At 61.2% G+C, this 13,335-nt stretch carries 13 protein-coding genes; 3 read left to right on the forward strand and 10 right to left on the reverse strand.

Annotated elements, in window-relative coordinates:
- Positions 1–70: 70 nt before the first annotated feature.
- The 9 genes from K1567_RS06240 to K1567_RS06280 form a co-directional block, all read right to left on the reverse strand.
- The gene (locus tag K1567_RS06240; protein ID WP_034112903.1) at positions 71–1,021 is read right to left on the reverse strand and encodes a FecR family protein; all 951 of its coding nucleotides are present in this window, start codon (positions 1,019–1,021) and stop codon (positions 71–73) included.
- 26 nt (positions 1,022–1,047) lie between these two features.
- Positions 1,048–1,548: a sigma-70 family RNA polymerase sigma factor gene (locus K1567_RS06245; protein WP_034096830.1), complete on the reverse strand. Its 501-nt coding sequence runs from the start codon at positions 1,546–1,548 to the stop codon at positions 1,048–1,050.
- Between the two features lie 89 nt (positions 1,549–1,637).
- Positions 1,638–2,279 carry a CGNR zinc finger domain-containing protein gene (locus tag K1567_RS06250; RefSeq protein ID WP_034112851.1) on the reverse strand — a complete coding sequence of 214 codons (642 nt, stop codon included), beginning with the start codon at positions 2,277–2,279 and terminating at the stop codon, positions 1,638–1,640.
- Positions 2,280–2,351: 72 nt separating this feature from the next.
- Entirely contained in the window at positions 2,352–3,554 is a 1,203-nt protein-coding gene (locus K1567_RS06255) for a nitrate/nitrite transporter (RefSeq protein WP_220698261.1), read from the reverse strand.
- 8 nt (positions 3,555–3,562) lie between these two features.
- Positions 3,563–4,333, reverse strand: coding sequence for a bifunctional 2-polyprenyl-6-hydroxyphenol methylase/3-demethylubiquinol 3-O-methyltransferase UbiG (locus K1567_RS06260; protein WP_034096827.1), 771 nt, complete (start codon positions 4,331–4,333; stop codon positions 3,563–3,565).
- Positions 4,333–5,478: a hypothetical protein gene (locus K1567_RS06265; protein WP_169868884.1), complete on the reverse strand. Its 1,146-nt coding sequence runs from the start codon at positions 5,476–5,478 to the stop codon at positions 4,333–4,335. The genes K1567_RS06260 and K1567_RS06265 overlap by 1 nt, the downstream gene beginning before the upstream one ends.
- Positions 5,475–6,200, reverse strand: a complete 726-nt coding sequence (locus K1567_RS06270) for an SDR family NAD(P)-dependent oxidoreductase (protein WP_034096825.1) — start codon at positions 6,198–6,200, stop codon at positions 5,475–5,477. The genes K1567_RS06265 and K1567_RS06270 overlap by 4 nt, the downstream gene beginning before the upstream one ends.
- Before the next feature lie 10 nt (positions 6,201–6,210).
- Complete coding sequence (locus tag K1567_RS06275) at positions 6,211–6,939, reverse strand: sulfotransferase family protein (RefSeq protein ID WP_034096824.1); 729 nt, start codon at positions 6,937–6,939, stop codon at positions 6,211–6,213.
- The gene (locus tag K1567_RS06280) at positions 6,936–8,084 is read right to left on the reverse strand and encodes a transaldolase family protein (protein ID WP_310794494.1); all 1,149 of its coding nucleotides are present in this window, start codon (positions 8,082–8,084) and stop codon (positions 6,936–6,938) included. The genes K1567_RS06275 and K1567_RS06280 overlap by 4 nt, the downstream gene beginning before the upstream one ends.
- Before the next feature lie 628 nt (positions 8,085–8,712).
- On the opposite strand from K1567_RS06280, the gene K1567_RS06285 reads away from it, so the two are divergent.
- From K1567_RS06285 to K1567_RS06295, 3 genes are all read left to right on the forward strand, one after another.
- Positions 8,713–9,513, forward strand: coding sequence for a glucose 1-dehydrogenase (locus K1567_RS06285; protein ID WP_220698263.1), 801 nt, complete (start codon positions 8,713–8,715; stop codon positions 9,511–9,513).
- Positions 9,506–11,332: a glycoside hydrolase family 15 protein gene (locus K1567_RS06290; protein WP_220698264.1), complete on the forward strand. Its 1,827-nt coding sequence runs from the start codon at positions 9,506–9,508 to the stop codon at positions 11,330–11,332. Before K1567_RS06285 ends, K1567_RS06290 begins: the two co-directional genes overlap by 8 nt.
- A gap of 90 nt (positions 11,333–11,422) precedes the next feature.
- On the forward strand, positions 11,423–12,322 hold the full coding sequence (locus K1567_RS06295) for an alpha/beta fold hydrolase (RefSeq protein ID WP_169868882.1): 900 nt from the start codon (positions 11,423–11,425) through the stop codon (positions 12,320–12,322).
- Here the strand turns inward: K1567_RS06295 and K1567_RS06300 are convergent.
- Positions 12,319–13,287, reverse strand: a complete 969-nt coding sequence (locus K1567_RS06300; RefSeq protein WP_220698265.1) for a GlxA family transcriptional regulator — start codon at positions 13,285–13,287, stop codon at positions 12,319–12,321. The genes K1567_RS06295 and K1567_RS06300 overlap by 4 nt on opposite strands.
- Positions 13,288–13,335: the final 48 nt, after the last annotated feature.

Raw genomic sequence — 13,335 nt, forward strand, 5'->3', positions numbered from 1 at the left:
GTATGCGGCCGTTAATGCAAACCAGTTGCAGTTGCAGGAGAAGACGACGAACGGGGAAAAAACCTGAATGTCAGCGCGAAATAATTTCCTGGCTACCGTCCGGCAACGTACGCAAAGCCACCGGCAGGATGCGCGGCAAAGCCTTGAGCAAGGCGTCGGTGTCGTTGGCCTTGAATACGCTGGTCAGGCGCAGGTTGGCGACGGCGGGCGCGCTGACCCGCAATGGTTGCTCGCGGTAGCGCGACACTTCCCGGGCCACGTCGCTCAGTGTGGCGTTGTTGAACACCAATTTGCCGGTACGCCAGGCCGTCAGCTCCTCGGCGTTTACCGCGTAAGCCGTCGCCACCTCGCCTTGGCGGTCCACATGGGTGCCACGACCGGCGGTCAAGGTGACCCGCTGCTCCGCCACACGCCCCTGGACCTGCACCGTGCCCGCCTCGACCGCGACGCGAGTCTGGTCGTCATCGCGGCGCACATCGAAGCGGGTGCCGGTGACCGTGACCTGCCCCGCCCCGGCGGCCACCACAAAGGGGCGGCTGCTGTCGTGTTCGACGCTGAACATCGCCTCGCCCTGTTTGAGTTCAACGCCGCGCCGGGCGTTTTCGTATGTCACCGCAACCACGCTACGGCTGTTGAGGTCGATCAGCGAACCGTCCGGCAAGGCCACTTGGCGATGCTCCCCAAGACGCGTGCTGAATTCGGCCCGGTAGACCTTGGAATGATCGAGCCCGCTGAACAAGCCCAGGCCCACGGCGACCGCGACGACGCTGGCCGCCACCGCGTAACGCCACAGCGCAGGCTTGCGAGGCCGTTCGGCCGGCGCTTCGCACAACGCCTGCCAGCGCGCCTCGGGCAGCAGGTCGGCGGCCAGCCACAGGCCTTGCAGCACGTCGAATTCGTATTGATGGGTTGGATGTTCCGCGCGCCAAGCCTCGAACCGTCGGGCTTGCTCGGGGCTCAGTTCGCCGTCCTGCACGCGCGCGAACCACTGCGCGGCCTCATCACGGGCACGGTTGTCCATCGCGGAAGATCCTGTTTCGATACGAGTCATGGTGTCGGCGCGTCCAGGCGGTCGCGCAGATGCCGCAGCGTGCGGATCATATACTTTTCCACCATGTTTTTAGACAAACCCAGGCGTTCGGCGATTTCCTGTTGGGTGAGCCCCTCGATTTTCTGCCAAATGAAGATCCGCCGACAGTTGAGCGGCAATTCGGCCAGTGCCCGCTCGATGGAGTCCGCCAACTGGATCGCGTGCATGACATGCTCCGGATCGCCGGCGTGGGGTGAGCATTGAACGAAGGCATCGACTGATGCGGCGTCGCGGCGGTCGTCGCGACGATAGGCGTCCACCGCAATGTTGCGCGCAGTTTGATGCAGATAGGCACGCGGTTGCTGCACATCGGCGGAACTGGACTCCAGCACCCGTACGAAGGTGTCGTGGGCCAGATCTTCGGCCTGCTGACGGTTTCTCAAGCGACGCGTCCAGGTCCCGATCAGCTCTTCATAGTGCTCGAAAAAGCCTGTTCTGCGGGGCGGCTGAGGGATCATCGCGAAGGCACTGGGTAGGCGGGGCGTGAATAGTAATGCTTCCTATTAAGTGGAGCAATTGCTACCCGTCGTGATTGACCGCGCGACGACTAAGGCGGCCTGCCGTGCTTGAGTCGACTGGATTTTTCCCGGCTGCCGCACACGCTCATCTGGCACCATCTGCGCTGCTTGTTCTTAGAAATATCCAGAAATATCCAATCGCAGTCATGGGCGCCGCAGCACTTCAAACCCTGCAGCGCCCCGGGTACCAACCATTGCGTGGCGTCGATCGCCAGGCGCCCGAGCAGCATCGTGGTCAGTTCCTGGGCCGACGTACAGGGCTTCCAGACCCAGGCAGGTTGACCGTCGACCGCCCGAAGCTCGCGCCAGGCCACACCTTGCTGGAAAGTCAGATTGATCTGCGCCAACGCCGCATCGGGAATGGGCTGGTGCAGCGCCAGCGGGTAAAACACCGCGTATAGGCATTCTCTGAAGGCAATCACCGCCTCCAGGTTCGGCTGATAGGCAATAGGCCACTCAAACACCATGGGCTTGTAATGTTCAAACTCATGGGTCGAGACCAACGACGCGTGCAGCGCCCATTCAAAGAAGAATGGAAAGCTGGTGAGCCGTTCCTCCATCACCTTGAGCGTCGTGCCAGGGCGTCGTCCGTTGGTGGTATTGATAAAGTCCAATACCAGGGCGCCACCAATCAGGCGGATCGAGTTCGCAGAGCCAGTAAAATGCGACATGCCTGCTCCTGGGAAAATACGGCCTCGCTGCAAGCACGCAGAGTACCGCGTTTTTCCAGGTTGCAGGCACCGCTACTCCCGCTTACCCAACAGCAACACCATTGCGTATTGCCCGAACAGCAGCAGCGCCACCACCCAGTAGACGTGGGAAAACGAGCCGCTGAGGTCCCTCGACCAGCCTCCCAGGAAATTGCCGCACACCCCACCCAAGCCGATCAGCACATTGGCGATGCCGAACGCCTGGGTCAGCCGGCTGACCGGCACGATTTGCCCGATGTAACTGGGCACCAGCCCGAAGATCGGATAAAACGCCAGCGCAAATAAAAACGCCGCCAGGTAGAACGACGGCAGGTTATTGAACGTAAACATCAGCGTTGCAGCCACCCCGGCACTAAGGAAACACAGAGCCAGGGAGGTGCGCACGCCCGCTTTGTCGGCCAGCCACCCCAGCAGAAAGCCCGAGGCCATGCCCACGGCGCCGAGGGTGGTCCAGATAAAACCGGTGTCTTGCACCGACACCCCCAATTCGTCGCGCAGGTAGGGCGCCAGGTAGGTCTGGAACGGCAGCAACGCCATGCCATTAAGAAAGGCGATGCCCCACGTCAGGTACAACGAACGGCTCAGCCAGGGCGCGTGGCGGTCAGACGTCTGCCCGGGCTCCCCGGCTGCCTCGCCCTCCTCGCTCGTCGCCAGGTTGCGTAACAGGTACCAGGCCACCACGCATAGCGTCAGCGAGATCAGCCCGGCAGTCAGCCAAATCCCGCGCCAGCCGCCGTGCATCGTCAGAAACGACACCAATAACCCGTTGATAAATACGCCGTAGCTGGTGCCGCTGGAAATCAAGCCCATGACTCGTGAGCGCAGGCCGGCGCTGAAGCCTTTGGTGACGATCTCCGCCAGCGGGATGTACACCGACGCCGAACAGCCGCCGAGCAGAATCAATAGCGCGCCGGAGAGCCAGATCGTGTCGCTGACACTCAGCCCCAGCAGCGCCAAGGACGTCATCACGGTGGACGCCAGGCTGATCTTCCAGCCTGCGACATAGCGGCTGATTACGCTGGTGACCGATGAAAACAGCAGAAAGCCGATCTGCGCGCCACCGGTGATCAAGCCCACTGTGGTGTAGTCGAAGCCGAGGTCGCGACGCATGTCCACCACCAGGTTGGCGAACAGGTAAACGCCGAACCCATAAGTGCTGGCCACGAACCCCGTGAGCACTATCGCCAGCACCCCGCTATCGAGGGGCCGGGCGTTGCCTTGCACAAGCGTATTCATAGCGCCCCTCACGCGGCGAGCGCGGTGTGGATGACAAAGTCACACTGCATCATGTCGTAATCGGCCTGGAAATCGCCGTAGCTGGCATGCTCCGAAAACCCACAGGCCAGCACCTCCTGGGTCAACTCGCCGGGCAGCAGCGGGTAGACCTGCAGCCGGTATTGCTCGGCGTTGTCAAAGCGGTAGATGAACTCGCACAGGTGCGCGTTGACCTCGCCCAGGCTCACTGACACGTGGGTGCCGCAGTAATAGTAGTGGCCGCTGGATTTGAAATGACCGGCGCGAATGGCGAAGAAATTGCGTTGATCCACCACCAGCAGGCCGCCCGGCTTGAGCAACGCCCGGAAGGTTTGCAGGACGTCCAGGCGTTCGCTGGCTTCGAACACATGGCACAACGAACTGCCCAGGCACACCACGGCGTCGAACTGCCCCAGTTCCTGCGGGTCGAGGGCACGCCAGTCGCGATGATGGGAGGGGATCGCCAAGCCGTACCGGCGGAAGTTCGCGCGCGCCTTGGTCAGCATGGTGGGGCTGCCGTCGGTGGCGACTACGTCGAACCCGGCCTGCTTAAGCTGTACCGCGTGGAAGCCGCTGCCGGTCGAGACGTCGATTACCGACTGCACGCCGTGGTTGCGCAACAGGTTTTCAAAGAACCCGCTCTCCCCCGCCTTGCGTTTTTCCCAATCGATCAACTCGTCCCAGCGCTCGACAAAATCCGCCGAGTACTGCGTGGAATAACGGGCGATGGGGCCATTCGGCTGCTTGGGCATCTGGTTCATCACGCACCTGCCAGGTTGAGTGCTTTGAACGCCGCGTACTTGCTCGCCAACTCGCGGGCGAACTCGGCGGATTGTTCGATGGACATGTTTTTCTTCGAGTAGCCCAGCATCGCCTGCATCACGGCCATGCACTGCGGGTTGAAGGTGACCGAACCGTCGCAATGGATCTCGTCGATGCCGTCCTGGCTCTGACAGATCGTGTTGATGCGCACCGCGTCGTCCTGAGGGCAGGCGTTGGAGAACTGCACCTCGATGCGCCCCTCGTGCAACCACACCGGGTAACCGCCCGGCAACCCCAGCGGGCCAGGGGCATGCACCAGCACCGGCGTACTGGAAAACAGCCCCTCGATTACCGTGGCCGCTGAACACGCGGTGAGGAACTGCCCGTCCACGCCACCGCGACGCCGGAACTCGGAGCGGACCGCCGAGAAAATCGCTTCGGCAGGCAACCGCGCCACATTCGGCTGGTCGCGGACCTCATACAACAGACGGTAATTAGCCCGTGGCGGCAACCCTGCGCGCGGGACGTAATGGCTGAAATAGTGCTGGGCATACAAGCGAACCCGCACATCGGCGGGGCAACACTCCAGCAACCGCGCGATGGAAAAACGCACCGCCGGAATCAGGTTGGCCACGTTGCCCACGCCGATATCCGGCGCCAGGCCGACCCTGGCGAGAATCGGGTTGACCGCATCGGGAAAAGCCGCATTTACGGTGCGGGTGACAATGCCTGAGGCTTTTACCGCGCGCATCAGGTTGTGCATCAGCGTCAGGTGCATGGGCAACCAGGGACCGAACTGCGCCTGGTCGAGTTGTTCGAACGAACGCTTGGGCAACGCCGTGATGACGCGCCACGACTGCAACGACGCGCAGTTGACGAGTATGTCCGGTGCCTCGTCCCGCAGCACCTGGGCGACGCGGTCGATGTCGGTCAAATCCGCGATCACCGGCCTGATCGCGACGAACTGCTCCAACTGCGCACACGACAGCGCCACCAGGTTGCACAGACGCACGTTGGCGTCCTCATTGCGCCCCAGCACCACAAATTCGAAGGCATTCTTCGGCGCGAGCAGTTTGAGGATCTGCAGGCAGAGGTTGCCGGCGCCTACCAGCAACAGCTTTTTTTTGCGCGTGGATGGGCTCACCGTGGGTAGGCTCCATTGTCGACGGGGATGACCCGGCCGGTGATATGCCGCATGGCATCGCTGATCACCAACAGAATGATTTCCGCTACGCCGCCGGGCAGGATGGGTTGCTTGAGAATCTCCTGACGCGCGTATTCATCGCGCCGGTAGGTCGGAATGCGGTCGTAGATGGCGGTGTCGTGGATCAGAGCTGGCGACACGGCGTTCACCCGCACAAAGGGTGCAAAATTCCAGGCGTTAGCCTTGGTAAGGCCGATCACTGCCGCTTTGGTGGCGCCATACAGCGCATCGCAACTGCCCACCTCGCCGGCCACCGAAGCGATATTGACGATGCAGCGCGAAGCTTCATGGCGCATTTCCCGCTCGGCGAAGTCCTTGGACAGGTAAACCAAGGCTTTGAGGTTGACGCTGAGGATGTCATCCACTTCGTCGTCGGAATAGGCGTAGATGCTTTTGCCGTGATAGATCCCCGCATTGTTGACCAAGGCGTAAATAGACTGATGGCGTGCATATATTTTGGGAATAAAGCGCTTGATCACAGCGTCGTCGGTGAAATCCGCGACCTGGGTGTCCAGTACATCGTCGCCATAGCGATGGGTGAGTGCCTTCAAGCCTGCGGCATCCTTGTCGGTGCCGATCACGAAATAGCCGGCTTCAATGGCTTTCTCCACCGTCGCTCGACCAATCCCATTGGCGGCGCCGGTCACTATTAACTTTTGCATGTCAGGCTCCTTATTGACAAAACGCGTTCATATGCTCGTAAAACGGCCGGTGATAGTCATATAAGTTTTTTAATTTCGCGCACTGTTCGAATAGCGCTATATCCAGGACTTGTTTATCTGGGGCGATAATCCGCTCACTATTTTCGGCGGTCACATGCCAACTTCTCCACATCTTCCATTGGGGCGGGCATTCGCGCTTCCAAGACAAAGCGCGAGGCAGAAACTCAATATTCAAATAATCACAGAGTTTACGAATAACGTGTTGCGGATCGGCGGCCAGATCATCGGCATTAATCACATACGGTACTTTACCGGTGAGTTTTTTTAGCACACAAAAGATCTCGTACTGTGCTTTATACCCAATCGCCTGTAACGGCATATCCGGGTATATACGGTGGTGGGAAACAATACTGCTGACCGGCTCGCGAATAATAAATACATTGTCTTGGCAGGCGAGAAAGTCGACGTCGACCTTCAACTCCTCCAGGCAGTGGTAACACATATCTTTATGAAACACCGGGGAATGGCTTGCCGCTTCGATCAGCCGTTGCTTGATCGCCGTATAAGTCGTGGGAAAAGCGTGGTCCCAGTCGTCCGAAGGAATGCTGGAATCGGCGGAAAATGCCCCATGAGCAAAAGGCTCATGGAAGACTTCGAAGTCCCCGCGCTCGATAAATACGCGTTCCAGCACCGTGGAACGCGAGCGCGGGTGAGCCCATAAGGCAACCATTTGGTTCATGCCACACTCCCATATTCGGTCGCCAGAATTTCGTTGATCGAGCGCCTGGAGTGCTGGGCCGCGGCGCATAGGCGAACACAGTGATCGGTCAGGCGCCGGTGCGCGGCGTTGGCTTCGTGGCAGGCGGTGATAAAGGCTGCATGACGGGCGAAGTCCTGCGGCGCGATGCTGTCGAGCAAATAGGCTTGGTAGAAGTACGGAATCCGCATCAACTTGGCGAACGTCGCAGGCGGTACCTGCAGCGGCGCGTGGGCGGGCAGCACGGGTTGGCCACGGCTTTCGCGCTCCACCAGAAATGCCACCATCTCCGGCGTGAGTGTGTAGTAGGTGGCGCTCAGGCCGGTGCGTTCCAGGTGCCAGCAATGCTGGTTGCCACGCGCATCGACGTCGATTTTGAGGCTCGACAGCAAGGTGTGGACCGGCACGCGCGACGCGGCCACCAGGGCCTGGATCTGCTCGTAAATCAGCAGTTCGGCCCAGCGCAATTCCTGCGGCGCCAGCGCCATACTGCGCGCGGCGGCTTGCTGGGCGAACTCGGGCTGACAGCCAAAGCGCCCGATCATGTAGGTAATCACGTACTTGCAATGGCGCGTATCGATGCCATGGCTGCGCGCACTGAGTCGGCCACGCTCAATGGCCTGCAAACCCGCCTGGAACTGCGAGACGGTGAAACAAAAGGTGATGTTGATCGACACCCCTCGCGCCACCAATTGCTCGACGCTCGCCAAACCCTCCTGGCTGCCCGGCACCTTGACCATCACGTTCGGTGCCAGATGATGCAGCTCCATGCCGCGGGCGGTCATGCGCTGGGCGCAGCGCACGTCGCTCGGCTCCACTTGAGCGCACATCCAGCCCTCAGCGTGTGACGATTGCTCCCACAGGGTTTTGAGCGCCGACGCACCGTCGATAATTACTTCGTCGTACAACTTTTTGTGCAACGCCTCAGGCGACAGATTGCTCTGATCAACACGTGAAGCCTCGTATTCCCGTCTGTCCAGAATCACCGCAGTCACCAGACGCGGGTTAGTGGTCACGCTGCTGAAACTTCGCGGCCGGCACCAATCATCCGGCATCAACCGCTCGATATATGCGGCTACCGTTGGGTGCTTATCCAGCAAGCCGTATTTATGGGGGGCATACAACACGGGGGATGAATCCCACCACAATTCTGAACGAGGGTTATGACTTTTTAGTTGTTCTAAGTAACCCGGAGTGCCCACGACACATCCTCCTCGGATAAGGGTTATTTAATGAAAGAGACGACAGCGGGTACTTATCAACAGCGATGAACTAAGCATGCCCCCGCGTATAGCCGCTGGGTGTTCAAGGCTGCAAAACAAGCAAACAACTTCAGCGTGAGTACGTAACTAATAATCAGGGAGCGTACTGCAGACAGGGTGACAACTCCAATTTGCACGACGACATCATCGCCATTGAAGATCACTGACATAGGCAAGCCAATATGAACAGGCGCCGGCCCCTTATCTGGTAGTTCCCCTATAACGGCCAATGAAAACATGGGCTTCTCTTATAGGTGACTCCGCGATGACTTCTGAACTACCAGCGGAGCGGATTGAGGTGTCCCTATAAAACACGGGGCGCAAAATCCTGTCAAACGCTTTTAGCTGGCTTGCTAATACCATCTAGTTATTTATTTTTTAATTTTTATACAAGATAAGCTTTAATCCGTAGGCGTCGGTTTCCAGGCATCTGAACTTCCCTTGTGTGCCATCAGTCAGCTAACTGAACTCACGAATCAAAGGCTGGGTGTGCATGCATATCTCGTTGGAGCAACAAGTGGCGCTGGTAACCGGCGCCAGTTCCGGAATCGGCGCCGGTGCGGCCAAAGCCCTGGCGCAAGCCGGCGCCGCGGTGGTGCTCAATTACAACGCCCAGGCCGCCCCCGCCGAAGCATTGGCGGCGCAGATCAATGCCGAAGGTGGCCGTGCGATTGCCATCGGCGCGGATGTGTCCAAGGAAGACGATGTGGAACGGCTGTTCGCCCAGACCCTCGACGCCTTCGGGCACCTGGACATCCTGGTGGCCAATTCCGGCATGCAGAAGGACGCTGCCTTCGTCGACATGAGCCTCGACGACTGGAACGCGGTCATCGGCGTGAACCTCACCGGGCAATTCCTCTGCGCTCGTGCGGCGGTGCGCATTTTCAAGCGCCAAGGTGTACGCGAAGGCGTGTCGCGAGCGGCCGGCAAAATTATCCATATGAGCTCGGTGCACCAAGTGATCCCCTGGGCCGGGCATGCGAACTACGCGGCATCCAAAGGCGGCGTGGAGATGCTGATGCGCACCCTCGCCCAGGAAGTCAGCGAGCAGCGCATTCGTATCAACGGCATCGCACCGGGGGCGATTCGCACCGCCATCAACCGCGCCGCCACCGAAGGCGCGGCGCAAAAAGAGCTGCTCAAACTGATTCCCTACGGGCGCGTGGGTGACGTGCAGGACGTGGCCAACGCCGTGGTGTGGCTGGCCAGCGACGCCTCTGACTATGTGGTTGGCAGCACCCTGTTTATCGATGGCGGCATGAGCCTGTATCCGGAGTTTCGCGACAATGGTTGATCTTAAAAACGAACCCCAAAGCGCCATCGATGCCCATGGCATCATCGGCGATATGCGCAGCGCCGCCCTGATCAACGACAAAGGCAGCATCGACTTTTTCTGCTGGCCGGAATTCGACAGCCCGTCGATCTTTTGCGCACTGTTGGACTCGCCCGAGGCCGGCACCTTCCAACTCACCCCAGACCTGCCCAACGCGCGGCGCGAACAGATCTACCTGCCCGACACCAACGTTCTGCAAACCCGCTGGCTCAGCGACACTGCCGTGGTGGAAATCACCGACCTGCTGACCATCAGCGAAGAGATCGACGACCTGCCGCTGCTGATCCGCCGCGTGCGGGTGGTCAGCGGCAGTGCCACTCTGCACCTGCGTTGCGCGGTGCGTCACGACTATGCGCGAACACCAACCCACGCTGGCCTCGACAACGGCACCGTATGCTTCACCGCCCAGGGCCAACCTGGCCTGCGGTTGTCCGGCAGCCAGACGTTGCAGCTAGACGACAACGCAGCCGTGGCCACCTTCACCCTGAATCAGGAAGAAACGGCCGAGTTCGTATTCGGTGGCCAGGACGACCCACGGGTAGACCGCGGCTGCACCGACCTGGCCCTGGCCCACACCCTCAAGTTCTGGCGCGGCTGGATCGCCCAATCCACCTACCGCGGGCGCTGGCGCGAGATGGTCAACCGCTCGGCCCTGGCGCTCAAACTGCTGACCTCGCGCCGGCACGGCGCGATCATCGCCGCCGCCACTTTCGGCCTGCCGGAAACCCCGGGCGGTGAGCGCAACTGGGACTATCGCTACACCTGGATCCGCGACGCCTCGTTCACCGTCTACGCCTTTATGCGCCTGGGCTTTGTCGAGGAAGCCAACGCTTACATGCGCTGGCTCAGGGGGCGGGTCAGCGATTGCTGCGGCCAGCCGACCAAAATCAACATCCTCTATGGCATCGACGGTCGCCAAGAACTGCCGGAGACCGAGCTGGACCACCTCGGCGGCCACGGCGGCGCCACGCCGGTGCGCATCGGCAACGAAGCGTTCGATCAGATTCAGTTGGATATCTACGGCGAACTGATGGACGCGGTTTACCTGGTCAACAAGTACGGCGAAGCCATCTCCCACGAAGGTTGGAAACATACCGTGGAGGTCGCCGATCAGGTCTGCGAAATCTGGAACCACAAGGATGTCGGCATCTGGGAAATGCGCGGTGAGCAACACCACTTTCTGCACTCGCGCCTGATGTGCTGGGTGGCGTTGGATCGTGCGATCCGTCTGGCCTCCAAGCGCTCGCTGCCGGCACCGTTCGCGCGCTGGGACCAGACTCGCCAAGCGATCTACGCCGATATCTGGAGCAACTTCTGGAACGAAGAACGCGGGCATTTTGTGCAGTACATCGGCAGCACCGCGCTGGACGGTTCGATGCTGTTGATGCCGCTGGTGCGCTTCGTCGCGGCCACGGACCCGCGCTGGCTGAGCACCCTGGAGGCGATTCAGAAAAGCCTGGTGCGCGACGGCATGGTCTACCGCTATCGCAACGACGACAGCCAGATCGACGGCCTGCAAGGCACCGAAGGTGCGTTCGCCGCGTGCTCGTTCTGGTACGTCGAATGCCTGGCACGCGCCGGCCAGGTGGAAAAAGCCCACCTGGAGTTCGAGCAACTGTTGCGCTACGCCAACCCACTAGGCCTGTACGCCGAAGAGTTCGACAACCAGGCGCGCCACCTGGGCAACACGCCCCAGGCGTTGAGCCACTTGGCCTTGATCAGCGCGGCCACGTTTCTGGACCGTAAGCTCAGTGGCGCCAAGACTGTGTGGCAACCGTAAAACCTGCACAGGGCGAGCAGCGCCACGCTGCCCGCCGCTGGCCTTTGAACTACAGTGGGCAGAACCCGAACCACCCATAGGAACCTTCCCATGGCCCTCCTCGCTCCACTGCTGTACGCGCGCACGTCCATGCTCGACATCGCCTATGAAACTCATGGCCCCCTGGACGGCGAGCCGGTGATTTTGCTGCATGGCTTTCCCTACGACCCGCGCGCCTATGACGCTATCGCGCCGCCGCTGGCCGAGCGCGGCTACCGTGTGCTGGTCCCATACCTGCGCGGTTACGGCCCGACGCGGTTTATCCACGATCAGGTGCTGCGCTCCGGGCAACAGGCAGCGCTGGCCAAGGACTTGCTGGATTTCATGGATGCGCTGGCGATCCCCCGCGCCACCCTGGCAGGCTACGACTGGGGTGGGCGCGCCGCGTGCATCGTCGCCGCACTGTGGCCGCAACGGGTGCGCGCGCTGGTCAGCGGGGATGGCTACAACATTCAGGACATTGCCCAGTCCACCGCGCCACGCCAGCCCGAAACCGAGCATCGTTTGTGGTACCAGTACTACTTTCACACGCAGCGCGGCGTCGACGGCTTGACCGCCAACCGCCGTGAATTGTGTGAATTGTTGTGGTCACTGTGGTCGCCGACTTGGTCCGCAGGCCCGAGCCTGTACGAGCAGACGGCGCCTTCGTTCGACAACCCGGATTTTGTCGAGGTGGTGATTCACTCGTATCGTCACCGTTTCATGTATGCGCCCGGCGATCCTGCACTGGAATCGATTGAACAGGCCCTCGCGCAACAACCGGCGATCACGGTGCCTTGCATTTGCCTATGCGGCGCCGACGACGGCGTGGGGCCGCCCTCTGAGGAAGATGAAGACGCTGTGCACTTCAGCGGCGTTTATCAGCGCCGCGTGCTGCCCGGCGTGGGCCATAACATCCCTCAGGAGGCACCGCAGGCGACTCTGGATGCGCTGCTGGAGTTGCTCGCCTAGGCCGGCGCGCTGAAGCGTTCGCGATAGGCCTGGGGCGTCACGTCGAGGGCGCGCAGGAAGCTGCGGCGCAGGGTTTCTTCGCAGCCAAAACCGCACTGCACGGCGATGCGCTTGATCGAGGCGCTGCTGTCGGCCAATTGCCGGCGCGCGGTTTCGACACGGATCAGCTCCACGGCGCGTGCGGGAGTCTGGCCGGTTTCGGCGCGGTAGTGGCGCACAAAGCTGCGCTCGCTCATGCCAGCCTGGCTGGCGAGGGTGGCGATGTTCAAATCGAGGGTGAGGTGTTCTGCGATCCACGCATGCAGTTCGGCGAAACGGCTGCCGCCCTCTTGCAGGGCCAGGGTCGCGCTGAATTGCGATTGCCCGCCAGGGCGCTTGAGAAATACCACCAGATGGCGCGCGACTTCCAACGCCACGGCGCGCCCCAGGTCCTCCTCCACCAAGGCCAGGCACAGGTCGATGCCAGCGGTGACGCCGGCGGAAGTCCACACCGAACCCTGCTGGATGAAAATCGGATTGGCCTCCACCGTCAGCGACGGGAAGCGCTTGGCCAGCTCCTCGCAACGCGTCCAGTGGGTCGCCACGCGGCAACCGTCGAGCAGACCGCTGGCAGCCAGCAGGAACGCGCCGGTGCACACAGAGGTCATGCGCCGGGTATGCCGGGCCTTATCGCGCACCCACGCCACCAGCGACGGGTCATCGGCGGCGTTGTACACCCCCCAGCCGCCGGCGATCACCAAGGTGTCGCACGGCGCATCGACGGTGGGCAGCGGCTCGGCCACCAGCGCCAGGCCGGCAGAGGTCATCACCGGTTCCGTCTGGGCGGCAATCACTGACACGGCATAAGGCAGCGGCAGACCGCGCTGGCGCGCCAGGTCATTGCAGGAGGCGAACACTTGCAACGGCCCGGTGACATCGAGCACTTGGGCATTGGGGAACGCGAGGACGTGCACGGTTCTGGTCATGATTGGCGTGATTTGTGGGCTCAATGGCGTATTCGCCAAAGCCTAAGC

The organism is Pseudomonas sp. S5F11 (genome assembly GCF_019641515.1).
GTDB lineage: Bacteria > Pseudomonadota > Gammaproteobacteria > Pseudomonadales > Pseudomonadaceae > Aquipseudomonas > Aquipseudomonas rhodesiae.